The sequence below is a fragment of the Pelagibius sp. genome, assembly GCF_028281305.1.
Taxonomy (GTDB): Bacteria; Pseudomonadota; Alphaproteobacteria; order Kiloniellales; family Kiloniellaceae; genus Pelagibius.
The window spans coordinates 98,569-122,235 of sequence record NZ_JANQKD010000087.1 but is presented as its reverse complement, the minus strand read 5'-3'; the positions used below and the strand labels follow the sequence as shown (position 1 = coordinate 122,235).

General features: G+C 66.5%; 20 protein-coding genes and 1 pseudogene. 13 read left to right on the top strand and 8 right to left on the bottom strand.

Annotated features, from left to right (window positions below; translation table 11 throughout):
• The 5 genes and pseudogenes from Q0982_RS17400 to araD1 form a co-directional block, all read left to right on the top strand.
• Nucleotides 1-205 (top strand): annotated as a pseudogene (locus tag Q0982_RS17400) (hypothetical protein); the annotation flags it as partial.
• Nucleotides 202-1,485, top strand: a complete 1,284-nt coding sequence (locus Q0982_RS17395; protein ID WP_299397589.1) for a TRAP transporter large permease — start codon at nt 202-204, stop codon at nt 1,483-1,485. The pseudogene Q0982_RS17400 and the gene Q0982_RS17395, both read left to right, overlap by 4 nt.
• Before the next feature lie 8 nt (nt 1,486-1,493).
• Complete coding sequence (locus tag Q0982_RS17390) at nt 1,494-2,501, top strand: PdxA family protein (protein WP_299397588.1); 1,008 nt, start codon at nt 1,494-1,496, stop codon at nt 2,499-2,501.
• An 11-nt stretch (nt 2,502-2,512) separates the two neighbouring features.
• Complete coding sequence (locus Q0982_RS17385) at nt 2,513-3,682, top strand: L-rhamnonate dehydratase (RefSeq protein WP_299397586.1); 1,170 nt, start codon at nt 2,513-2,515, stop codon at nt 3,680-3,682.
• An 11-nt stretch (nt 3,683-3,693) separates the two neighbouring features.
• The gene (gene araD1 / locus Q0982_RS17380; protein WP_299397585.1) at nt 3,694-4,692 is read left to right on the top strand and encodes an AraD1 family protein; all 999 of its coding nucleotides are present in this window, start codon (nt 3,694-3,696) and stop codon (nt 4,690-4,692) included.
• Nucleotides 4,693-4,830: 138 nt separating this feature from the next.
• On the opposite strand, the gene Q0982_RS17375 is transcribed toward araD1, so the two are convergent.
• From Q0982_RS17375 to Q0982_RS17350, 6 genes are all read right to left on the bottom strand, one after another.
• A complete protein-coding gene (locus Q0982_RS17375; RefSeq protein ID WP_299397583.1) occupies nt 4,831-6,408 on the bottom strand; it encodes a trimethylamine methyltransferase family protein in 1,578 nt (525 codons plus the stop codon).
• 172 nt (nt 6,409-6,580) lie between these two features.
• A complete protein-coding gene (locus Q0982_RS17370; RefSeq protein WP_299397582.1) occupies nt 6,581-6,991 on the bottom strand; it encodes a tetratricopeptide repeat protein in 411 nt (136 codons plus the stop codon).
• 82 nt (nt 6,992-7,073) lie between these two features.
• Complete coding sequence (locus Q0982_RS17365; protein WP_299397580.1) at nt 7,074-8,558, bottom strand: AMP nucleosidase; 1,485 nt, start codon at nt 8,556-8,558, stop codon at nt 7,074-7,076.
• Between the two features lie 245 nt (nt 8,559-8,803).
• Nucleotides 8,804-9,712 (bottom strand): sulfotransferase domain-containing protein, encoded by a 909-nt coding sequence (locus Q0982_RS17360; RefSeq protein WP_299397579.1) that lies wholly within the window; start codon nt 9,710-9,712, stop codon nt 8,804-8,806.
• A gap of 190 nt (nt 9,713-9,902) precedes the next feature.
• A complete protein-coding gene (locus Q0982_RS17355) occupies nt 9,903-10,175 on the bottom strand; it encodes a hypothetical protein (protein ID WP_299397577.1) in 273 nt (90 codons plus the stop codon).
• Between the two features lie 140 nt (nt 10,176-10,315).
• Entirely contained in the window at nt 10,316-10,759 is a 444-nt protein-coding gene (locus Q0982_RS17350) for a hypothetical protein (RefSeq protein WP_299397575.1), read from the bottom strand.
• 119 nt (nt 10,760-10,878) lie between these two features.
• On the opposite strand from Q0982_RS17350, the gene Q0982_RS17345 reads away from it, so the two are divergent.
• Nucleotides 10,879-11,781, top strand: coding sequence for an Fpg/Nei family DNA glycosylase (locus tag Q0982_RS17345; RefSeq protein WP_299397573.1), 903 nt, complete (start codon nt 10,879-10,881; stop codon nt 11,779-11,781).
• 191 nt (nt 11,782-11,972) lie between these two features.
• Here the strand turns inward: Q0982_RS17345 and Q0982_RS17340 are convergent, their stop codons facing one another.
• Entirely contained in the window at nt 11,973-14,669 is a 2,697-nt protein-coding gene (locus Q0982_RS17340) for a PAS-domain containing protein (RefSeq protein ID WP_299397572.1), read from the bottom strand.
• Between the two features lie 407 nt (nt 14,670-15,076).
• Here Q0982_RS17340 and Q0982_RS17335 point away from each other — a divergent pair, with 407 nt between their 5' ends.
• The 4 genes from Q0982_RS17335 to Q0982_RS17320 all read left to right on the top strand — a co-directional run bounded on the left by Q0982_RS17335 (nt 15,077) and on the right by Q0982_RS17320 (nt 20,297).
• On the top strand, nt 15,077-17,071 hold the full coding sequence (locus Q0982_RS17335; RefSeq protein ID WP_299397571.1) for a PhoX family phosphatase: 1,995 nt from the start codon (nt 15,077-15,079) through the stop codon (nt 17,069-17,071).
• Nucleotides 17,072-17,178: 107 nt separating this feature from the next.
• Entirely contained in the window at nt 17,179-17,496 is a 318-nt protein-coding gene (locus tag Q0982_RS17330) for a cupin domain-containing protein (protein ID WP_299397570.1), read from the top strand.
• Nucleotides 17,497-17,633: 137 nt separating this feature from the next.
• The gene (locus tag Q0982_RS17325) at nt 17,634-19,241 is read left to right on the top strand and encodes a tetratricopeptide repeat protein (protein ID WP_299397569.1); all 1,608 of its coding nucleotides are present in this window, start codon (nt 17,634-17,636) and stop codon (nt 19,239-19,241) included.
• Between the two features lie 432 nt (nt 19,242-19,673).
• Nucleotides 19,674-20,297, top strand: coding sequence for a GNAT family N-acetyltransferase (locus tag Q0982_RS17320; RefSeq protein ID WP_299397568.1), 624 nt, complete (start codon nt 19,674-19,676; stop codon nt 20,295-20,297).
• Nucleotides 20,298-20,557: 260 nt separating this feature from the next.
• Here Q0982_RS17320 and rpsU read toward each other — a convergent pair whose 3' ends face one another.
• Nucleotides 20,558-20,761, bottom strand: a complete 204-nt coding sequence (rpsU, locus tag Q0982_RS17315; protein ID WP_167223142.1) for a 30S ribosomal protein S21 — start codon at nt 20,759-20,761, stop codon at nt 20,558-20,560.
• Between the two features lie 304 nt (nt 20,762-21,065).
• On the opposite strand from rpsU, the gene Q0982_RS17310 reads away from it, so the two are divergent.
• From Q0982_RS17310 to Q0982_RS17300, 3 genes are all read left to right on the top strand, one after another.
• Nucleotides 21,066-21,743, top strand: a complete 678-nt coding sequence (locus tag Q0982_RS17310) for a peptide deformylase (protein ID WP_299397565.1) — start codon at nt 21,066-21,068, stop codon at nt 21,741-21,743.
• Nucleotides 21,744-21,778: 35 nt separating this feature from the next.
• Nucleotides 21,779-22,477 carry a COQ9 family protein gene (locus tag Q0982_RS17305; RefSeq protein ID WP_299397563.1) on the top strand — a complete coding sequence of 233 codons (699 nt, stop codon included), beginning with the start codon at nt 21,779-21,781 and terminating at the stop codon, nt 22,475-22,477.
• A 311-nt stretch (nt 22,478-22,788) separates the two neighbouring features.
• Nucleotides 22,789-23,628, top strand: coding sequence for a MurR/RpiR family transcriptional regulator (locus Q0982_RS17300; RefSeq protein WP_299397562.1), 840 nt, complete (start codon nt 22,789-22,791; stop codon nt 23,626-23,628).
• Nucleotides 23,629-23,667 lie beyond the last annotated feature (39 nt).

Below are 23,667 nucleotides of genomic sequence, written 5' to 3'. Positions count from 1 at the left end.
GATGGCCGGGGAAACCCTGGTCGCGCTGGACTGGGTGCCGCTGCAGGTAACCCAGTCGGTCGTGCCCATCGGTTGCGCTCTCTTCATTCTGGCGCAGGTTCTCTCGACGCCGGCCGCCTGGGCGCGCAGCCAGGCAGGGCGCGACGCCGAAGCCGAGGAGATCGAAGCCGAGATCGCCAAGGCCGAGCGGGAGGCGCGGCGATGACGGCCGTGCTGATCCTCATCGGCCTGCTGGCCCTCATCCTCATCAACGTGCCCATAGCGGTGGCGATCTGTGCCGTCGCCCTGGTGGGCATGGTTGCGATGAACGGCGAACTCGGTCTCTACAACGCCGCGCTCACGCTCTTCGACGGCGCGACCTCCTTTCCCCTGATCGCCATTCCCCTGTTCATCCTGGCGGGCGCGCTGATGAACACCGGCGGCATATCGCGCCGGCTCATCGCCTTCGTCTCGGCGCTGGTCGGTTTCGCTCGCGGCGGCCTTGCCATGGTCAACGTCGGGGTTTCGCTGTTTTTTGCGGAGATCTCGGGCTCGGCCGTCGCCGACGTTGCCGCCATCGGCTCCGTGCTGATCCCGGCGATGAAGAAGCGGCGCTACAGACCGACCTTCGCTGCAGCCGTGACCTCTTCCTCAGCCTCGCTGGCCATCATTATCCCGCCGTCGATCCCGATGATCCTCTACGGCGCCATGGCGGACACCTCGATCGTTCAGCTCTTCGTCGCCGGTATCGTGCCCGGCCTGCTCGGCGGCTTCGCCATGCTCTGCCTCTGCTACTGGTTCGCGGTGCGCTACGACCTGCCGCGCGAGGAAGCCTTCTCCCTGCCGCGCCTGGGGGCGGCGGCGCGGGAGGCCTTCTGGGCGCTGCTGCTGCCGGTGATCATCCTGGGCGGCATTTTCGGCGGCATCGTCACCGCCACCGAGGGCGCGGGTCTGGCGGTCCTCGCCGCGCTGCTGATCGGCGGCGTCATCTATCGCGAGCTGCGGCTCGGCGATCTCTACGGCGCCATGATCGAAGGGGTCACCCAGACCGCGGTGGTGATGCTGCTGGTGGCCACCTCCGCGGTTCTGGGCCTGCACCTGACCGAGATCGAACTGCCGCAGAACCTGGCCCGCGCCATCACCGAGGCGACCAGCAACCAGTATGTCGTCCTGATTCTCCTGAACATCCTGCTGCTGGTGTTGGGCATGTTCCTGCATGGGGCGGCGGCGATCATCCTCGTCGTACCCATCGTGCTGCCCCTCATCCACGCCGTCGGCATCGACCCCGTGCACTTCGGGATCATTCTGACCCTGAACCTCGCCATCGGTCAGCAGACCCCGCCGGTCGCCAGTGTTCTGGTCACCGCCTGTTCCATCGCCAAGACCGACATCTGGGCGACGACCCGGACCAACCTGGCCTTCATCGTTGTGCTGGCGGTGATGGTTCTGCTGGTCACCTATGTGCCGGCCATTCCCATGACCCTCGTTGAACATTTTTACCGATAGGACCTGACATGAAACCCAAGATCGCCTTGGTGCAGGGAGACGCAACGGGCATCGGCCCGGAACTGATGGCCAAACTTCTGGCCCATGCGGAGGTGCGCGAGGCCGCAGACATCCTGGTGCTTTCCGACCGCGGTGTCTTCGAGGCCGGCTGCGCCGTTGCGGGCGAGGCGATTCCTGTCCACGCAATCGCGACGGCCGAAGATGCGGACTGGTCCGAAAGCGCGATCAACCTGCTCGATCTGCCGGACGCGGCGGTGCAGGAGGTGACGCCGGGCGTGGTTTCCGCCGCGGCCGGGCAGGCCGTGCTCACCTGCTTCGGCAAAGCGCTCGACCTCTGCAAGGCGGGCCTGACCGACGGTCTTTGCTTCATGCCCTTCAACAAGGAGGCCATGCACCTGGCCGGCCTGGGGGAAGAAGACGAGAGCCAATGGGCGCGTACGCGCGTCGGCGAGCGCAGCCGCGTCAGCGAGTTCAACGTCATCGACGGCATGTGGAACGCCCGTGTCACTTCGCATGTGCCGCTGCGCGAAGTGGCCGAACGGCTGTCGCAGGAGGAGATCGTCGCCTCGGTGAAACTGGCCGACCGAACCCTGAAAGAGGCCGGCTTTGCCCGTCCCAGGATCGCCGTGGCCGCGCTCAATCCCCACGCCGGCGACGGCGGCAAGATCGGGCGGGAGGAGATCGAGATCATCGCCCCGGCCGTGGAACGCGCGCGGGCGCTGCAGATCGCCTGCGACGGGCCCTTCCCCTCGGACACGCTCTATATCAAGGTCCGCGACGGCGACTACGACTGTGCGGTCAGCATGTATCACGACCAGGGCCAGATCGCGATCAAGCTTCTCGGATTTCACATGGGTGTCTCGGTTCTCAGCGGCCTTCCTTTTCCGATGACCACGCCGGCCCACGGGACGGCCTTCGACATCGTCGGCCAGAACCGCGCCAACGTGGAACCGGCGCGCCGGGCTTTCATGATGTGCGCGCAGATGGCGGCCAACCGCCGCGACCGGGCAGCTTGAGGCCGCATGCTATGAAGATCACGAAGGTTCGGACAAGGGTGCTGCAGTGGAAGGGGAAAACCGTTCCGCCGCAGCCCAACTTCTGCACCAACGCTTCCGACGCGCTTTACGAGCGCGGCGATGCCATGGGATCCTTCCGCTTCCACGAGTGGCTGGTCTGCGAGGTGGAAACCGACGACGGCCTGGTGGGGATCGGCAACGCCGCCCTGGCGCCGCAACTGGTGAAGCACACCATCGATCTCTACCTGGCGCCCCTGGTGATCGGCGAGGACCCTTTCGACTACGCCTACCTCTGGGAGAAGATGTACCGCCGCACCCTGGCCTGGGGCCGCAAGGGCGTCGGCATGACCGCGATCTCCGCCCTCGACATCGCCATCTGGGATCTCATGGGAAAGGCAGCGGGCAAGCCGGTCTTCAAGCTGCTCGGCGGACGCACCAAGGAGAAGATCCCGGTCTATGCCTCGAAGCTCTATTCCGACAGCATCGATGCCATGCAGGCCGAGGCCCAGAGCTACGTCGATCAGGGCTTCTCGATGATGAAGATGCGCTTCGGCTGGGGTCCCAAGGACGGGCCGCAGGGAATGCGCGAAAACATCAGGCGCGTCGAGGCCCTGCGGGAAGTCATCGGCTATGACCGCGACCTCATGCTGGAATGCTACATGGGCTGGAACCTGGACTATGCCAAGCGCATGATCCCGCGCCTCGCCCCCTTCGATCCACGCTGGCTGGAGGAGCCGGTGATCGCCGACGACCTGCACGGCTACGCCGAACTGAACGCCATGGGTGTTCCGATCTCCGGCGGCGAGCACGAGTTCACGCTGTTCGGCTTCCGCCAACTGCTCGACCTCGGCGCGGTCAGCGTCATCCAGTACGACACCAACAGGGTCGGCGGCATTACCGCCGCGCAGAAGATCAACGCCCTGGCCGAGGCCTATCAGGTGCCCGTGGTGCCCCACGCCGGCCAGATGCACAACTATCACCTGACCATGGCCAACGTGAACTGCCCGATCTCCGAGTTCTTTCCGGTGCACGACGTTGAGATCGGCAACGAGCTGTTCTACTACGTCTTCCGCGGCGATCCCGAACCCGAGAACGGCTTCATCGACCTCGACGACGCCAAGCCCGGTCTCGGCCTGGAGGTTGCGGAGGATACCCTCGGCGACTTCGCCGTGATCGGATAGGAGGACCGGCTATGCGACTGGTCCAGTTCATCTCCCGGAAGGATCGCCGCTCGGTCGCGATCGCCGAAGACGGCGGCACGGCGCTGCGTCTGCTCGACGGCGTCGAACGGGTCTACGACCTGGCGCAACGGGCCATCGACAAGGGCGTGAGCCTGGCGGCACTGGCCCAAGAGCTGGCCGGCGATACGACCGAGGACTACGACGCCGTGGTGGCGGAGCGCCGTCTGCTGGCGCCGCTGGATCATCCCGACGATGCGCACTGCCTCATCACCGGCACCGGTCTCACCCACCTCGGCAGCGCCGATGCCCGTGATTCCATGCACAAGACGGTTGCCGAGGCCGGGGAGGCGGCGCTCTCCGATTCCATGAAGATGTTCAAATGGGGCCTGGACCGCGGCAGGCCTGCCGCGGGCGCCGTCGGCGTGCCGCCGGAGTGGTTTTTCAAAGGTGACGGCGCCATCGTCGCGCCGCCGGAGCAGCCCTTCGGCATGGTCGACTTTGCCGAGGACGGCGGCGACGAGGCGGAACTGGTCGGGCTCTATGTCATCGCCGCTGATGGCACCCCGCGGCGGATCGGCTTCGCGCTGGGCAACGAGTTCTCGGACCACGTGATCGAGCAGCAGAACTATCTTTATCTCGCCCACTCAAAGCTCAGGCCTTGTTCCTTCGGGCCGGAGCTGCTGCTGGGCGAAGCGCCGGACGACATTCAGGGGACGGCCCGCATCCGGCGTGCCGGCTCGGTCGTCTGGGAAAAGCCCTTCGGCACCGGCGAGGCCAACATGAGCCATACCATCGCCAACCTGGAGCACCATCACTTCAAGTACCCGCAGCACAGGCGGCCCGGCGACGTGCATGTGCATTTCTTCGGCGCAGCGGTCCTCAGTTTTCCCGACGGCATCAAGCCGCAGGACGGCGATGTTTTCGAGATCGAGGCCCCGCCCTTCGGCCGCCCCCTGCGCAATCCGCTGACGATGAAGGACAGCGGCGGGGCTGCAGTGACGGCGCTCTAAGGTAAAGCAGTGAAGCGTTTCCGTACCCTTCGAGACGGCCCTTCGGGCCTCCTCAGGGTGAGGTGGAGTGTGTAATGAGTGCCCTCATGCTGAGGAGACCGCGCAGCGGTCGTCTCGAAGCATGCGGTCGAAACTTCTCTAGCCGCCCATCTGTTCCTTCGCCAGCTTAATGTCGAAGGCGGCGCGCACGGCGGCGTCGACCTCTTCGGTCACATGGCGCGGGAAGACCTCCGCCAGGATGCGCTCCTTCTCCGCCGTGGCGCGGGCCAGCAGGTCGGGGCGGCCGTTCTCGTCCCACTCCTTGGGGGAGGAGCGGTCGCCGAGTTCGGGATAGACGTACTCGCTCTGCATCAGGCCCAGGGTCTGGCTGTGGCCGAGGTAGTGGCCGGGCCCTTCCAGGCAGACCTGGCGCATGGCCTCGATCGAGACCGAGTCCTCCGTCACCTCGATGCCGCGCACGCAGCGCAGGCACTGGCCGATCATGTCGTTGTCGATGATCAGGCTCTCGAAGCAGAACCCGAGCAGCGAGCCGTGCATGCCGACGGACTCGTAGACCATGTTCAGCCCGGCCAGACCTGCCATCACATCGGTGATGCCCTTTTCATAACCCGATTGCGCGTCGGGCAGCTTGGCGTCGGCCATGCCGGCGGCCGAACCGCCGGGCAGATCGTAGAACTGGGCCATCTGGGCGCAGGCGGCCGTCAGCAGGGCCTGCTCGCCGGAGCCGCCGGACATGGCCCCGGTGCGCAGGTCCGAGACGAAGGGCCAGGTGCCGAAGATCGCCGGGTGGCCGGGGGCGATGGCGTTCACGTAGACAAGCCCGGCCAGACACTCGGCGACGGCCTGCGTCACCGCCCCGGCGATGGCCGCCGGCGCGGTGGCGCCGGCCTGTCCGGCGGAGAGCAGCAGCACCGGCATGCCGCCGCGGATGCAGGTCTCCATCACCTCGCAGGACTCGGTGGCGAACTTCAGCGGCGGCACCACGAAGCAGTTGGTGTTGGAAACGAAGGGCCTGCTACGCCAGGCTGCCTCGCCGCCGGCGAAGAGGTGCAGCATCTCCAGCGCTCTTTCGGCCCGCGCGACCGAGGTGAAAGAGGTGCCGACGTGCTTGGTCGTGCCCTGCACGCAGGCATAGACGGTGTTGAGGTCCAGGTCCGTCGGGTCTTCCAGGTCGCGCGCCACCATGGGGCGCTGGAAGAAGTGGATGTTGTCCAGCGTCTGGGCGATGCGCGCGGCGTCGTAGACGTCCTGCAGGGTGGATTCCCTGTAGCGCCGCTGGGCCACGTCGACCAGATGCACCGCCGCGCCCGCCGTGCCGTAGTAGACGCGGCGGCCGCCGGGGTTGATGTCCTGGGCCGGGTCCTGGGCGCAGAGCGTGACATCTCGGTTGGCGGCGGCCAGAGCGTCTTCCACCACGGCGGGCGGGAAGCGCAGGCGGCCGTCGTCGCCCAGGATCGCGCCGGCCAGGGTCATGGCCTCGATGCCCGACGGCGGGGCGTCGGCCAGCCCGATCTCCGCCAGCACCTTCAGCGCGCTTTCATGAATGCGTTGCATGGCGCGGTCGTCCAGGGGGCGGTAGCGGCCGCCCTCCAGCCCGCCGCGCACCGGGCGGATGTCCTCGGCCAGTGGGGCCGCGCGCAGGGCCTTGCGCGCCTCCCGGCCACCGCCCCGGCGGCTGCGGCGCGGGCGGGGCGGTTCGCTTGCGGATGCGGTCATGGGCCCAATCCTCCCGGGCTAAAGTCTTTTCAGCCGGTTCCCCCCGCGGGCCGCTCTTCAGGGCGCCATCGCGGGAATCTCCCATCCTGAAATTCTTGTCAGATTTTTCACGGAAACGGAAGTCTCAGGCGCGCCAAGAGACGTCGCTTTCAGACGGTTTTGGGCAGGAGCTTCAGTCGTTCCCGACTTTCGCTGCAGGAGGCAGGCTGTCGCAGGCGATGGCGAGACCGCCGTCGCAGGCCTTGCGGATCAGGGCGTCGGCCTGCACCGGGTCGCGCGCCACGCCTTCGCCGAGCTGGAGTTTGACGGCGAGGCCGTAGCAGCCGGCGGCATGACCACCGTCGCAGGCGTGCCGGTAGTAGGCGGCGGCCAGCACGAGGTCTTCGTCGACCCCCTGGGCGAAGTCATACATCGTCCCCAGCCGATGACAGGCCGCCGCTTCGCCGCCGTCGCAGGCATCGCCGAGCTGTTGGACGACCTCCTGGTCCTCTTCCACCCCGCCCGCTATGGCGCCGGTGACGCTGAGTCCGGCCAGGAGGAAAAGGGCGGCCGCCAGGGCGGGCAGTCTGCAGGGCGCCATCATGGAACGCTTCCGATCTCGAAGGGGCTGCGCATCTTCCGCATGGGTCGGCCTGCGGCCCGTCCGGGTTCATGGCCTGAGTCTGTTACTGGAACGCCGTCTCGGTGAATGAGCGCAGCTTGCGGGAGTGGAGGCGCTCCGGCGCCATGGCACGCAGCTTCTCCATGGCGCGCAGGCCGATCTGCAGGTGCTGGTCGATCTGGCGCTTGTAGAAGGCCGTCGCCATGCCCGGCAGCTTCAGTTCGCCGTGCAGCGGCTTGTCGGAGACGCAGAGCAGGGTGCCGTAGGGTACGCGGAAGCGGAAGCCGTTGGCGGCGATGGTGGCGCTTTCCATATCCAGCGCGATGGCGCGGGACTGGGAGAAACGCTGCACCGGCTCGCGGTGGTCGCGCAGTTCCCAGTTGCGGTTGTCGATGGTGGCGACCGTGCCGGTGCGCATGATGGACTTCAGCTCGTAGCCCTCCAGCCCGGTGATCTCCTCCACCGCGTCCTCCAGGGCGACCTGCACTTCGGCGAGCGGCGGGATCGGCACCCAGCTCGGCAGGTCGGCGTCCAGCACGTGGTCTTCGCGCACATAGCCGTGCGCCAGCACGTAGTCGCCCAGCTTCTGGGTGTTGCGCAGGCCCGCGCAGTGGCCGAGCATCAGCCAGGCATGGGGGCGGATGACGGCGATGTGGTCGGTGATGGTCTTGGCGTTGGAGGGGCCGACGCCGATGTTCACCATGGTGATGCCGCTGTGGTCGTCGGCTTTCAGGTGATAGGCCGGCATCTGGGGCAGGCGCTCCGGCGCCGTACCCGACACCGGCGCCTTGGCCCCGGCGGGGGTGACCACGTTGCCCGGCGCGACGAAGGCCGTGTAATTCCCGTCCTCCCGCGCCATGGCCTCCTCCGCCAGCCGGCAGAAGGCATCCATGTAGAACTGGTAGTTCGTGAAGATCACGAAGTTCTGGAAGTGGTCCGGCGCGGTCGCGGTGTAGTGGGCCAGGCGGTGCAGGGAATAGTCGACCCGCGGCGCGGTGAAGGGCGCCAGGGGCTGCGGCATGCCCGGCGCCGGCTCGAAGGTGCCGTTGACGATGGCATCGTCGGTGATCGCCAGGTCGGGCACGTCGAAGAGGTCGCGGAAGGGCCGGTCGAGCCGCTCCACCAGCGCGCCCTCGACGTGCATGCCGTCGGGAAAGGCGAAGTGCAGCGGGATCGGCGTGCGCGACGGCCCGACGATCAGCGGCACCCCGTGGTTCTTCAAGAGGAGGCCGAGCTGCTCGGCCAGATAGTCGCGGAACAGGTCCGGCCGGGTGATGGTCGCCGCATACTGGCCGGGCGTGGAGACATGGCCGTAGGAGAGGCGCGAGTCGATCTGGCCGAAGCTCGTCGTCGTCACCGCCACCTGGGGATAGAAGGCGCGCAGCCGCTTGTTGGGCCGGCCGCCGTCCAGCAGTTCCTCGAAGCGGGTGCAGAGGAAGCTGGTCGCCTCGTCGTAGAGCATGGACAGGCGGTCGACGGCAGCCACAGGGTCGGTGAAGGTCTCGGGCGCCGCCGGCGCGGGGGTTTCGACGCTGTGCAATTCGGTCATGGTGGGCGAGAGCCTAAGGCAAGGGGCGGGGTTTTGGAATCTCTTTGATGGGCGGCGGCGGTGTCGCCGACAGGCTGCGGAAAACGGGCGATTGAGCCCTTGGCCATCCTTCGAGACAGCCCCTGGCGGGGCTTCCTCAGGATGAGGTTTGGCCTGATTTCAGTGAATTGATCTCATGCTGAGGAGGGCCAAAGGCCCGTCTCGAAGCATGACCGTGCTCTGTTCTCGACGTTTTCAGGAGCCCGCTACGGCAGTTTCCCGCTGGCCAGCCAGGCGGCGCAGTCGCTGCCGAGTTCCTCGGCGGCCTTGCGCTCGTAGGCGCCAGACTCCTCCGCGCTCAGGATATCGCGCCAGCGGCCGTTGACCCCTTTGTGCAGGAAGGTCCGGGCGCCGCCTTCCCAGAACGCCCCGCCCAGGGGCACGCTGGCTTCGGCATGGTCCTTCATGTAATCGAAACTGCAATGGGCAAGGATGTCGTCCCAGCGCTCCGCGTCGGTCTCGGTCTCGAGGAAGTCGGCGATGCGGCGGATCTCGCCGGGCATGTCGGCCTTCAGCGCCGCGAAGTGGACGAGCAGCACGTTGGGCAGGTCGCGGACCGCCCACCAGCTCCGCACGTTCTCCCAGAACGACCAGAAGGGAAAGCCGTCCTTTTCGAACCAGTCGGTGAAGTACTGCCGGACGCTGTCGGGCGGCGGCTCGATCGGCGGGCCCACACGCCCCGGCGTGTCGTTCAGGACCTCGTACCAGAGCTGGTTGGCGTTGGCGTGGTGATTATAGAGAGACCACACCACGTCGCGCCCGTCCCGGCCGATGTAGAGGTACTTGGCTTGCGGTGAGAACACCAGTGCGTCGACCGGAAGGTGGGTTTTCACGAAGCGCCGATGGGTCTGGTCTTCCACCGCCGCAAGCTTCACCTCTTTCGGCGGCACCCGCAGGTCCAGCCAGGGCGACATCTCCGCCACGGGAAGACCTTCCTCACCGTTGAAGATCAACTGGCTGACGATCTGCTGCAGCCAGGTGGTGCCGGACTTGGCATAGGTCGCGATGACGACGTCGTCGTCCCTGAACTTGAAGTCGTTCCAGATGGTCGAATCGAAATGGTGGCTGTGAAGCTCGCGCGTCTTCTTCGGCCACACCGGTTCCTGATTGGTCATGGCGCGTCCCTCCCCGCTCTTGCCGACGGTGGCGGCGTGGCGCGCGCAGTCTTCCTGAGGGCGTGGCCGCCCCGGTCGTTGGTTGTCCCAATCGAGAGTTGAGAGTGTGACTCAGGAAGGGTGGCCTGTCACGGTCGGAGTGCGGAGGGCAATGTGTCAGCCCTGCGCCTGGTCCCGTTAACCCAGGAAGCTAGCTGCCGCCCGGCGCGTGCTCTGCGGTGATGTTGAAACCGAAGCCCGCCAAGAGATCGCGGGCGAATATGCAGGCCAGTTCCCGCGCCTGTTCGGCGTCGACGCCGGCGATCCGCTTCTCGTCTTCATAGAGCGTCGGAAGGCTCACGCGGCAGAAGTAGTCGCCATGCTCCGATTGCTCCGGCGCGAAGATCGTGGCGACAACGGTCTCGCCCGTTTGAGGCTCTGCGTCGCCTCTTCTTCCACGAAGCACAAGAATCGGATCGGTCATGGTGTTTTGCACTGGTTTTACATCGTTTGGAAAGATGGATGTGGGTAGACAGTACCTTCGGCACTAGCCGAAGTCGGCACCGTACCACTTTTGCACTACGGTTGTGCCCGGTTCATCCGTGGGCCGACAGCCAAGCTGCGTCAGACACGACCAAGGAAGTCGATGATCAAATCCCACCGATCACGGTATAACTCAACATCTGGGAGATGCTTCAGCCTCGCTTGGCCCCATCCGGTCTTGGGCAGACCATCTGCAGTCTTCTCTGGGATCACGTAGAAATGCGGCGCCGTGTCTTTTGCCGGCGCTGAACCGTATCGGTTTCCACGGTTAAGCCGAACATAGACGTAGAAGTCTGTCGCTCCAGCTTCTTTCATGCCCATGTTCCAGTGGGCGTCACTTGCCCAACGCGATTTCACCTCCAAGCGTACCGATGTGTTGCGGTCAGGGTTTACCGCGACGAGATCGTGCCCGATGTTGTGGCGATACGATTTGTAGGCTGGAACACCTTGAATCAGGAGATTGCCAAGGACCAGAAATTCCGCACCCTCGGATTCCAGCGCTGTGTTTAGCCTCTTAGCACACATTGGCTTATTGCTTCCTCTACGCCCAGAGTTGTGCACGGAAATGCGCCACTATTACATCACCGGTGGTTGCATTCCATGAGAGATGGCGACTTCCTTCGCTTCGTGCCAAGCTGACTTCCATGCCCGAGCTGCCTGACATCACGGTCTATATCGAGGCGCTGGAGCGGCGCATTCTGGGCCAGCGGCTGCAGAAGGTCCGGCTGGCCAGTCCCTTTCTGCTGCGCACGGCGGTGCCGCCGATCAAGACGGCGGAGGGACGGGACGTGGTGGCGCTGCGGCGGCTCGGCAAGCGCATCGTCATCGGCCTCGAAGGCGATCTCTGGCTGGTGCTGCACCTGATGATCGCCGGGCGGCTGCACTGGCGCCCGCCGGGCGCGGCGCTGCAGGGCAAGGTGGGGCTCGCCGCCTTCGACTTCGCCGAGGGAACCCTGACTCTGACCGAGGCCGGCTCCAAGAAGCGCGCCTCGCTCTACCTGCTGGAAGGGGAGGCGGCGCTGGCCGACCACGACCCGGGCGGGCTGGAGGTCATGGCGGCCGGCCTGGACGCGTTTTCAGAGGCGCTGACCGCGCGCAACCACACGGTCAAACGCGCGTTCACCGACCCCAAGATCTTCAGCGGCATCGGCAATGCCTATTCCGACGAGATCCTGCACCGCGCCGGGATGTCGCCTGTTGCGATGACCGGGAAGCTCAGCCCTGCCGAGATCGAAAGGCTCTATCAGGCGACCCGGGCGGCGCTGGCGGACTGGGTGGAGCGCCTGCGCAAGGACGCAGGGAAGGGCTTTCCGGAGAAGGTCACCGCCTTCCGCAAGGACATGGCCGTGCACGGCCGCTACGGCCAGCCCTGCCCGGTCTGCGGCACCAAGGTGCAGCGCATCCGCCACGCCAGCAACGAGACCAACTACTGCCCGCGCTGCCAGACCGGCGGCAAGCTGCTGGCCGACCGCTCCCTCTCGGCGCTGCTGAAAAAGGACTGGCCGCGCTCCATCGAGGAACTGGAACAGCTCCGCGGGAAGCGTTGAAGCGGCGCGCAAGGAACTCGACCTGATGCCTCACCCTGAGGAGCGGCCCGGAGGGCCGCGTCTCGAAGGGTGTGTCGGGACTTCAGTAAGAGCACCAACGGAGTGACCTCGTGCTTCGAGACGGCGGTCCCATAGGACCGCCTCCTCAGCATGAGGTCACGCAGCTATGCTGCCCTTACGCCTTGCTGCCCCTATCCTTTGCTCCGCTGGGCGATCTCGTCGACGAGCTGGCGGATCTGGTTGGGCATGAAGGGCTTTTCGATGCAGGGCCGCCCGGTCTTCTTCAGGAAACGGTCGGTGCGCTCGTTCAAGAGGTCGCCGGTGATGAAGACGAAGCGGTCCAGCAGGTGGGGCTTGGTTTCGCTGAGCGCGCCGTAGAGCCCCGGCCCGTCCAGATGGGGCATGCGCAGGTCGCAGATGATCGCGGCGTAGTCGCGCCCCGCCAGGTTGGTGAGCGCCGCCTGGCCGCTGGAGGCCACGTCGACGCTGTGGCCCGCCGCCTCCAGGATCTCCACCAGGAAGGAGGTGATGTCGGGCTCGTCGTCGACCACCAGGATCTGCTCCTCCTGGCTCTGCAGGACGGGCTCGGCGGTTTCCGGAAGCTCGGGCTGGGCCTCGCCGCCGGCCGGCAGCAGGACGGTGAAGATCGCCCCGCCTTCCGGCGCGTTGTCCACGGTGATGGAGCCGCCGTGGGCGGTCACCATGCCGTGGCAGACCGAAAGGCCGACGCCGGTGCCGTGGCCGACCGGCTTGGTGGTGAAGAAGGGGTCGAAGATCCGCGAGCGGATTTCCTCGGGGATGCCCGGTCCGTTGTCGCGCACCACAATGCGCACCTGATGGCTGGTCTCCATGTAGGCGGTGGAGATCAGCAGGCGGTGAGGCGCCGGCGCATTGAGCATGGCCTGCTGGGCGTTGATGAAGAGGTTGACCAGAATGTGGCTGAGCTGGTCCGGGTCGCCGGTCACCGGCGGCAGGTCGGGCGCCAGGTCGCAGGTCACCGCCACGTCGGTGGTGCTGAGCTGATAGGTCACCAGGTCGAGCACGTCGTCGATCAGCCGGTTGAGCTGGATCGCCACCCGCGCGGCCGGGCGCTGGCGCGCCATGGAGAGGAAGGTCTTCACGATCTTGGCGCAGCGGTCGGCGGCGTTGCGCACCTTCATCGCCCGCTCGGCCATGTCGCTGTCGGTCGCCATGCTTTCCAGCAGCGCCGCCTGGCCGATCACCACCGAAAGCGGGTTGTTCAGTTCGTGGGACACGCCGGCCAGCAGGCCGCCCAGGGCGGTCAGCTTTTCGTTCTGATAGATCTTCTCGCGCTGGCGCTGCAGTTCGCGCTCGGTGCGCACCCGGTCGGTGATGTTGTTGTAGGTGGAAACGACACAGCCGTCCGGCAGGCGCTGCTGGCGGATCTCGATGACCCGCCCGTCGGCCAGGGTGCGCTGGTCGACGCTGCGGGTGACCCGGGCCATGCTGGCGAGGCGCTGTTCAACGAAGGGCTCTTCGCCGCCGGCCGCTTCCACCTCGGCACGCGGGTAGTTGCCGTTGCGCAGGCCCTGGCGCACCAGTTCGGAGGCATGGACCCCCGGGCGCCCCAGTTCCTCGGGGATCTCGAAGATGTCGAGGAAGCCCTGGTTCACCAGCAGCACCCGCATGTCGGGCGCGGTGACGGTCACGCCCTGGGCGATGTTGGCGAGGATGCCCTTGAGCTGGGCCGAACGCTCGGCCAGGGCCTGCTCCAGGCGGCTCTCCTGGTCGCGCAGGGCGAACTCCGCGCGCTTGCGTTCGGTGATGTCGGTGCGCACGCTGACGAAACCGCCGGAGCGGGTGTGCTGTTCCTTCACCAGATCCCAGCGGCCGTCCGGCCAGGCGTCTTCGCTGATGCTGATTTCGTTGGTCCGGCGGTCGGCGATGAAGTCGGCGATGAACTGCTCGCGGTCGCGCCAGACGCGCGGATCGGTCACCACGTTGTTGGCGACGCTGGCCTCCACCAGCTCCTGCATCGGCTTGCCGACGATTTCGTGCTGGGCCGGCAGGAAGGGAAAGAGCTCGTGAAAGCGGCGGTTGCTGAGGAGGATCCGAAGGTCGGAATCGTAGAGCACGAAGCTGTCGGAGAGATTGTCGACCGCCTCGCGCAGCATCAGCTCGGTGCGGCGCATCTGGACCTGATCGGTGACGTCGCTGAGCGACACCAGGACCGCCGGCGCGCCCTGCCAGACGATGCGCTCCTCCGTGGCTTCCATCCAGAACGGCTCGCCTGAGCGTGTGAGACAGCGCAGCACCCGGGCCGGGCCGGGGTCGCCGCCCTCGAGAATGCGCCGGTGGCGGCGGACCGCGCGGTTGTGCATTTCGATGGGCAGGAAGGGCAGCAGCGTCGGCTCGGCCACCAGTTCGGCACCGCTGTCGAAGCCGATGCGCTGCGCGCAGGCGCGGTTGGCATAGAGCGGGCGGAAATTGCGGTGCACCAGAACACCGTTGGGGATGCTCTCCACCAGCGCCCTGAACCCGTCGTCGCCCCCCGTGGTCTTTTCCCCTGCGGTCTTCTCCCCTGGGCTCTTTTCCCCTGGGGTCTTTGCCGCCGCTGTCTCTTCGGGAACGCTCCGCTTGCCGGCACCGTCCTCCCTTTCCGCCACGTGGTGGATGACCAGCCAGTGGCGGCGCTGGCCGTTGCGGTCGAACAGCGGCCGCAGGTCGATCAGCGCGGCGTCGCAGTCGGAAAGGCGGCGGCCCTGCAGCTCCTGGGAGCTCCATCCGCTGGCGCGCACGAAGGCCTTGTTGGCGCTGACCAGGGTCGACTCGGCGCCGTCGTTGGCCACGGTCGCCAGGGCCACAGGCTCCTGGAATGCCTCCAGGGACGCCTCGAGTCGGTCGGTCGGACGCAAGGGATTGGACATGACGGCTATCTGTCTGAACCAGTCGATAGAGTGGCCCGCCCAGCCCATCCCGCGCAAGTCCCGACTTGGCGCGGCCGGGGGGCTGTTTCCGGGCTGGCCGAGCCTGCAATCCGATTGTTTCAGTCGCATGTGGACGGCGGCGGAAATTGGTTTCGATTGTTCACATTGCAGATCTACGAAGAATGTTTTCTTCGGGTTGCAGAGTCACGCCTAGCCTTTGAAAACACGGGATTTTTCGTTGCGCCGCGTCGCTGGCCGGGGCTGCCGGTCGGCGGAATTTGGCTGTCATGGACTTGTAATCGAAGTGTCATGGGTCCAGCATCAACCTGCTGTAGGGTCCCGCCACCAGACAGCCAAAAAATGCCGCGAAAGCGGTGTCACCCCCGCATCTAGGAGAGGCACCTACAATGAAAAAAAGCGACGGATTTGCTTCAAAGGGAGCCGCCTTTGAGGCTTCCGAAGATATTCCTACAAACACCAGACTGACCAAGACTTTCGGCAAGGTTGCCGCGCGGCGCTATGGCCGCCGCGACGTCATGCGCGGCGCCCTGGGGCTCGCCGCGACGACGGCGCTGGGCAGCACCCTGGGGGCCTTCGGTGGCGCCAAGTCGGCTGAGGCCGCCGCCGGCCGTTACGTCTGGACGGAAATCGAGCACGGCGTGGATGAAACCCACCATGTCGCCGAGGGCCACAGTGCGCAGGTCCTGATCCGCTGGGGCGATCCGGTCTTTGCCGACTCGCCGGAATTCGATCCCGCGAACCAGACGGCAGAGTCCCAGGCCAAGCAGTTCGGCTACAACAACGACTACCTGGGCTACGTCGGGCTCCCCTACGGCTCCGACAATCCCGACCACGGCCTGCTCTGCGTGAACCACGAGTACACCAGCGAAGAGGTCATGTTCCCGGGCATCGGCCGCCAGGACCGCACGGGCTTCCCGGACATGACCGAAGAGCTGGTCAACATCGAGATGGCCGCCCACGGCGGCACAGTGATCGAAGTCAAGCGCGAGGGCGGCAACTGGGCGGTCGTCACCGACGGCGAGTACAACCGCCGCATCACCGCCAACGGCACCTACATGGAACTGACGGGCCCGGCGGCCGGCAGCGACCGTCTGAAGACCTCGGTCGACCAGAGCGGCACCCGCTGCATCGGCACCATCAACAACTGCGCCGGCGGCATTACGCCCTGGGGCACCTATCTGATGGCCGAGGAGAACTTCCACGGCTACTTCGGCGGCAGCGTCGACGGCCACCCGGAAGAGCGCAACTACAAGCGCTACGGCGTGCCGGGCGGCTGGTACGCCTGGTCCAAGTTCCACAAGCGCTTCGACATCAATGCCGAGCCGAACGAGCCCAACCGCTTCGGCTGGGTGGTCGAGGTCGACATTTTCGATCCCACTTCGACGCCGAAGAAGCGCACCGCCATGGGCCGCTTCAAGCACGAGGGCGCGGAATCGATCATCAACAACGATGGCCGCGTGGTCGTCTACATGGGTGACGACCAGCGCTTCGACTATCTCTACAAGTTCGTCTCGGAGCGGCGCTACGATCCGGACAACCGCGAAGCCAACATGGACATCCTCGACAGCGGCACCCTCTTTGTGGCCCGCTTCAACGAGGACGGCACCGCCGACTGGCTGCCTCTGATCCACGGTCAGGGCCCGCTGACCGCAGAGAACGGCTTCAACAGCCAGGCCGACGTGGTCATCGAGGCGCGCATCGCCGCCGACCTGCTGGGCGCCACCCCGATGGACCGGCCGGAGGACGTGGAGCCCAGCGCTACGACCAACAAGGTCTACGTGATGCTCACCAACAACTCCAGGCGCAAGGCCGATGCGGTCGACGGCCCCAATCCGCGCGGCCCCAACAGCTTCGGCCAGGTGCTCGAGATGACGCCGCCCAACGGCGATCACGACGCGCTGCGCTATACCTGGGACCTGCTTGTGATCGCCGGCAACCCGAACGATCCGGAAGTGGGTGCCAAGTATCACCCGGCGACCTCGGAGAACGGCTGGTTCGGTTCGCCGGACAACTGCGCCGTCGATGCGGGCGGCCGACTCTGGGTCTCGACCGACCAGGGTTCCGGCTGGTCCAAGACCGGCACCGCCGACGGCCTCTGGGGCGTGGAGACCGAAGGCGACATGCGCGGCTACAGCAAGATGTTCTTCCGCACCCCCGTTGGCGCGGAGCTCTGCGGGCCGAAGTTCACGCCGGATACCACCTCCCTCTTCCTGGCGGTTCAGCACCCCGCCACCGACGGGACCAAGGCCTATCCGGGCTTCGAGCGCAACTCGACCTTCGAAGATCCGGCCACGCGCTGGCCCGACTTCACCGAAGGCATGCCGCCGCGGCCCTCGGTCGTGGTCATCCGCAAGGACGACGGCGGCGAGATCGGCACCTGATGCCGGCACCGCCCGGGCGGATTGACCTGCGCGGACTGATTTGGGGGCGGCCTTCGGGCCGCCCCTTTTTTCTTGCGGCCGGCGTCCGCCCGGCCGACTCTGGATGAATGACGAAGACCGCAGCCGCGACCGTATCCAGGGGGCGTTTCGCGGCGGCGCCGGATCCGGCCGCCGTCGCGGCGGCCTGGCGGGCCCGTGGCTATTCCTGCCACAGCTTCGACGATCCCCCCGGCCAGGCCTGGAACGACTTCGTGCATGAGACCAACGAGCTGGTGACCGTGGTCGACGGACGGCTGGAACTGATCGTCGAGCAGGAGCGCTTTGTCGTCGAACCCGGGGATGAGGCCTTTATTCCCAGGCATGCCTGCCACTCGGTCCGCAATCTCTCCGAAGGTCGCACGCACTGGCTGTTCGGCTACGACTGAAACGCGAAAACGGGCGCAGCGGGCCGCCCGGATTACTCCAGAATCGCCGAGTCTGTCTCTTCTTGTGACATTCCCCACAGTGAGGATTGCCGCCCCTCTGCATGGTGCGTGCAGCAACGTCCAGTAAGGGGAGAACAATGGCTGGCCAGCGCAACGGAGCCGACACGGACGGCAACAACGACTGTAGTCTGCGGCTTTCTGCACACTTTCCCTGCGATCTTTTTCCGGCTGATCTGCCGCTCGACGGCCGTTCGCGCCGCCTGATCGGCCTGGAGGCCTTCACGTTTCTGGATGGCGAAGGCCTGCGGCCCTCCAACGACCGCATACGCTATCCTGCTGACGCTGCGGCGGCGCAGGGTGCCGGTGCCACACGCGATGCGGTGATCCAGGATCGCCAACTGTCTCCAGAGCTTGGCTCGCTCGAAGCGCAGCGGGAGCCGGAGCGGACAGTCCACGAAGACGCGGAGGGCTGCTTCGCGCGCGGTCTCGCGCGGGCTGAATCCGGCGACCATCAGGGCGCCGTGGTCGAGTTCTCGGCCGCGCTGGCCTGTGACCCGCGCAATGGGCAGTACTATCTCGAGCGCGCCTACAGCTATCGTCAGCTTGGCTACACTTACCTGGCTATCGACGACTTCGAGCAGGCCGGCATCCATGGTGCCGGCTGGGCGGTGGCCCACAACGGCAAGGGCATGGTGAGGCGCGAGAAGGGCGACCTCACCGGTGCGCTCTGCGATTTCGATGCGGCGATCCGCCACGACGCCAGCTTTGCCGCGGCTTACTCGAACCGCGGCCTCTGTCATCTGGACCGCCACGACTATCTGAGGGCGGTGACCGATTTCACCAGGTCGATCGACCTTGCCGGCGAGCAGGTGGTGACCCTGTTTCATCGCGCCGCCGCGCTCAGCCGCGTCAGGCGTCATGAAGAGGCTGAATCCGATCTGACCCGCGCCGCGGCCCTGGCGCCGGAAGAGGCGACCATCTTCAACCGCCGCGGCGTGGCCCGCGAAGCGCAGGGCAAGCTGGACGACGCCCTGGCGGACTACGACCGGTCGATCGTGCTGGACCCGACCTTTGCGCCGGGCTTTGCCAACCGGGCGCGGCTGCGTCAGCGCCAGGCCGACTATCACGGCGCGATCGAGGACTACACCCGCGAGCTGGAGTTCGAACCGGGCTCCAGCCAGGCCCACGGGCGCCGCGGCCAGTGCTACAGCCGCCTGGGCGAAATCCGCCTTGCGGTGCTTGACCTCAACGCGGCGCTGGCCGGGCACGACGGCAAGGCGCCCCTCTACATCGAGCGGGCGCAGTGCTTCGGCGCTCTGAAGAACTTCTCCAAGGCCGTTGCCGACTGCGATCAGGCGCTGCGGGTTTCGCCGGGTTGCGTGTCGGCCCTGCTGGAGCGGGCCCGCTGGCGCGAGCGGCTGCGCGATATCCCCGGCGCCCAGGCCGACCTGGACCGGGCGGTGGAACTGGACGATACCCACCCGCGGGCCAGCCACCTGCGTGGCCGCTTTCATCTGCGCCAGGGCTGCCTGGACGCAGCGCTGCGGGATTTCGAGAAGGACATCGCGCTGAACCCGACCGAGCCCTGGGCCTACATGGGCCGCGGTGACTGCCTGGCCCGCCTGGGCGAGGCGCTGGCCGCGGCGGAGGACTACCGGCGGGCCGCCGCGCTTTTCGCCGACAACGGCAGCGACAGCGAGCGCGCTTCCGCCCTGCAGCGGATGCAGCAGGTGCTGGTGGCCTGAAGTCGTTTCGGTTCTGGGTCCGGTTTTAGGCCCGGTTTTGGCCTCGATCTGGCGGGATCGGCCTGGCGGCGACGCCGGGGCGATCCCGTAAGCCGTTGTTTCCGCTCCAAGGGGCCGGGTTCAGAGGCACAGAAACAATCAATACAATTTCCGCGTTCCCCCGAAAACGCTTTGAAACATAGCCCTGCCAGAGTCTTACCTGCGTGCGGTGCTGAGAACGGGGCCCCCGTTGGGTCTCACGCTCCCGCGGCGGTTCATGCGGCGACTCCGTCGTAGGAACGTGGCTCAGGCCCTGCGAGACCCCCTTTCTTGCATCGCACGCGCATCGCCCCGGTCATCGGCTGACCTGCATCCGCCGAACTGTACACACCGACCTGCTCCGCTGACCTGGGCAGTCCAACCAGGCGCCGCGCTGCCTGCAAGGGAGCCCAGATGACACGCTCGACAGCGCGCATCCGCCTGGCGCGGCGGGAAGACATGCCGGCCATCGAGGCCATGCATTTCCTCTCAGTCCAAGCCCTCAATACCCGGGACTACACGGCCGACCAGATCGAGGCCTTCATTTCCCATCTCGGCACCTACGATCCGTCCCTGATCGACGATGAAACCTACTTCGTCGCCGAAGAGGAGGGGCGCATCGTCGCCAGCGGCGGCTGGTCCCTGCGGACGCCGCAGTTCGACAAAGGGGTGGAGGACGCCGGCAATGGCCCGGGCAAGGATCCTGGCAGCGATCCGGGCAGCGGCCAGGGCATGGGCCTGTCGCCCAACTCCGCCAAGATCCGGTCGATCTTCGTCCACCCGCAGCACACCCGCCGCGGCCTGGCGACCCGTTTGGTGCAGCTTTCCGAGGAACAGGCGGTCATGGCCGGTTGCCGCATCCTGGAGCTCTGGGCCACGCTGACCGGCGTGCCGCTCTACTGCGCTTTGGGCTATGAGGAGGTGGGACGCATTGCCTTTGCCGCGCCGGACGTACAGCCTCTGCTGTCCGTCCACATGGCCAAGCTGATCTCCACCGGTGCCTCCCGAAGCGGACTGTCCGGAGCCAGCGCCGCCTGAATGCGGGCGAAAAGATCGCCGGGCGGCCGGTTCGGGCGTGCGCTGCTCAAGCGGCAGGGGCTGGGGGAATTCCACAACTGAAAACGAAAAAGCGGGCAGAACGCCCGCTCTTCGTGATGGCCTCGGTCGGTGGAGGCCCGTCAGGGACTATATGTCAGGTGATCTGCCCCCTCAGCGCGAACGGCTGCAGGCCGGGCCCAACATGGCCTTTACTGTGTCTTGCCGATGATGTGGCAAGGACCTCCGAAGGACGGCGGCCCCTAGAAGCCCTCGCGCTCCATGCGCTTGCGCAGCAGCTTGCGGTAGCGGCGCACAGCCTCGGCACGTTCACGCTTCTTGCGGGCCGACGGCTTTTCGAAGTTGCGGCGGAGTTTCATCTCCCGGAAGACACCCTCGCGCTGCAGCTTCTTCTTCAGCGCGCGCAGGGCTTGATCGACGTTGTTGTCTCGAACCTGAACTTGCACAGACGCTCAGTGCTCCTTTCTGAGGCCGCGAAATGCCCGCACCCCGGCGAACCTTTGGGCCGAAATTCCTTGATGATGAGGCAAAAAAACCGTTCTCGCGGCACCACTGCAGCGAGGATTGGCGGTTAGGTATCATAGGGCGGTCGGAAAAGGAAGGGCTTTTTCGCAGGAATCCGCGCTGTTTTCGGCGGATTTTCGGGGCCTTTTGCGGTGTTTCTGCCCCGGCTGACGGCCTCCGCGGTTTGGGGCCTTGAAGCGCTCCGCCCGCCTTTACCCCACCCCGCCGCGCCGCCATATTGTCGCTATGGCCATCCTCAAGATCGCCCGTATGGGCCACCCGATCCTGCGCCGCACGGCGGAGCCGGTCGCCGACCCTAGGGCGCCGGAGATCCACCGCCTGGTGCGCGACATGCTGGAAACCATGGAGGACGCCGGCGGCACCGGCCTTGCCGCGCCGCAGGTGCACGTATCCCTCCGGGTGGTGGTGTTCTTCGTCGCCACCGGCCGTGCGGAGGCGGAGGATGCGGCTGGCTTCGATGAAGAAGGTGCCGGTGATTCGGTCTCCGAGGCCGCCCGCAACGGCGGCGGGGCCGGGCGGGCGGTACCGCTAACGATCCTGATCAATCCGGAAATCAAGGTCCTCGATCCGGCGCTCTCGCTGGGTCCGGAGGCCTGCCTCTCGGTGCCCGGCCTGGTGGGTCAGGTGCCGCGTCCCCGGCGGATACGCTATCGCGGCCTGACTCTGGAGGGCGAGCGCCTGGAACGGGAGGCCGCCGGTTTCCACGCCCGGGTGGTGCTGCACGAATGCGACCATTTGGACGGTGTTCTCTATCCGCAGCGCATGACAGACTTGTCGCTGCTGTCCTTTGCGGAAGAAGCGCTTCGCCACGCTGTGGAGGTTCGGCCGGAGGCCGCGCAGGAAACCCAGAAGGAAACCCAGCAGGAAACCCCGAGCAACAGCGAGGTCCTGGAAGCCCCATGACTGAAGCCCATGACTGAAGCCCATGACGGAAGCCCATGACTGACGAGAAGCAAAGGCACGCTCTGCTGGACGCTGCCCTGCGGCACGTGCCCTTCGACGGCTGGACCTGGGTTGCCCTGGATTCGGCGGCGCGGGACTGCGGGATCGGGGCGGCGGAGGCCCGGCGCCTGTTTCCGGGTGGCCCGGCGGAACTGGTGCGGACCTTCAGCGACGAAGCGGACCGACGCATGCTGGCCGAGCTGGAGCGGCTCGATCTGGCGTCGATGAAGGTGCGCGAGAAGGTTGCGGCGGGGGTGCGCCTGCGGCTGGAGGCGATCGCTGCCCATCGCGAGGCGGCGCGGCGCGCCCTGGCCTTTCTCGCCCTGCCCCAGAATGCTGCCCTCGGCCTGCGCTGCCTTTACCGGACCGTCGATGCCATCTGGTATGCCGCCGGCGATACGGCGACCGATTACAACTTCTATACCAAGCGTGCCCTGCTGGCGGGGGTCTACTCCTCCACGCTGCTCTATTGGCTCAATGACAAGTCGGAAGACTATGCCGGGACCTGGGGTTTCCTCGATCGGCGTATCTCCGAGGTGCTCAAGGTGGCGGGCCGCCTGGGCAAGGGCGTCGGGGCGGCGATGAGCTTCCCGGACCGCGTGATGGCCAGCCTGACGGCCGGGCCGGGGCTCGGCAGCCCGCGCATGCCGTTTTCCCGTCGGCGCCGCGGTCCGCGGCGGGGCGCGCGGGCCTGACGCGGTTTCGTCCCGGCGTGCGCTGCCGCCCCCGTTCTACGGGGGGCGGGCGGCCGTCCCGGCAAGGGATGACGATCTAACTTTCTGAAATCAAACGTACTCTTCCTGCGAAGCTTGTCCGCTTGGCGCTGCCGTGGCGTGCTTGCGGAGGGCTGTGGCATGCCGGTCAGGGCGCAGTCCGCGCACGATTTGCAAGAAACTTTGCAAAACTGACTTAATTCTGCAATATTACCTGCATAAGCTAAATGTCGGGTAAATGATTTGGCTTACAGTCAACCTCCGGTGAAACGGGGTCGGGAGGAAAGCCGGGCATGTCCATCGTGCTGCGGATCAAGGATGCGGCTGAGCGGCTGACGCCGGCTGAGCGCAAGATGGTGCAGGAGATCGTGGCCAAGCCGCGCGCGGCGGCCCTGGGCACGGCCTCCGAACTCGCCCAGTCCATCGGCGTGCACGAGGCCACCGCCTCGCGCCTCGCCCGTAAGCTGGGGTTCCAGAGCTACGCCGGTTTTCGCGATGCGCTGCGTGACGAGTTCATCGTCCGCAGCGATCCGGCGCTGCGCGTCCGCACGACGCTGGAGGAAACGCGCGGCTCTGACCTGATCGCCGGCCTGGTGGCGCAGGAGGTCGAGGCGCTCGAGGATCTGCCGAAGTATCTCTCGGTCGAGCGCATCGCGGAGATCGCCGATGTGCTGCACAGGGCCCGCAAGGTCTTTCTCTTCGCGCGCGGCAATGCCGAAACCCTGGCGGTGATGATGGAGCGGCGCTTCCGCCGCTTCGGCATCAGCGTCGTGCGCCTGCGCGGTGACGGCCGCGACCTTGCCGAACAGCTCGTGGAGATGACGGCCGAAGACGCGGTGATCGCTTTCGCGTTCCGGCGCCAGCCGCGCCACTACGCCGCGGTCATAGAACGGGCCAAGGCCCTCGGCGCGGCCACGATCGCCGTCTCCGGCACCATCGGCCCGACCCTGAACCCGCCGGCAGACCACCTTGTGTCGGCCCCGCGCAGCGGGCGCCGCGAAGGTTTCCAGACTCTGATCGTGCCGATGACCATCTGCAACGCCCTGGTGTTGCAGCTTGCGCGGCGCAACGAGGAGCGCTCGCTGCGCGTCCTGGAAACCTTGGGAGACCTGATCAAACGCTTTGAGCCTTGAGGGCGGGTCATCGGGCCCGGCCTCGCCAAACGGGGAGAC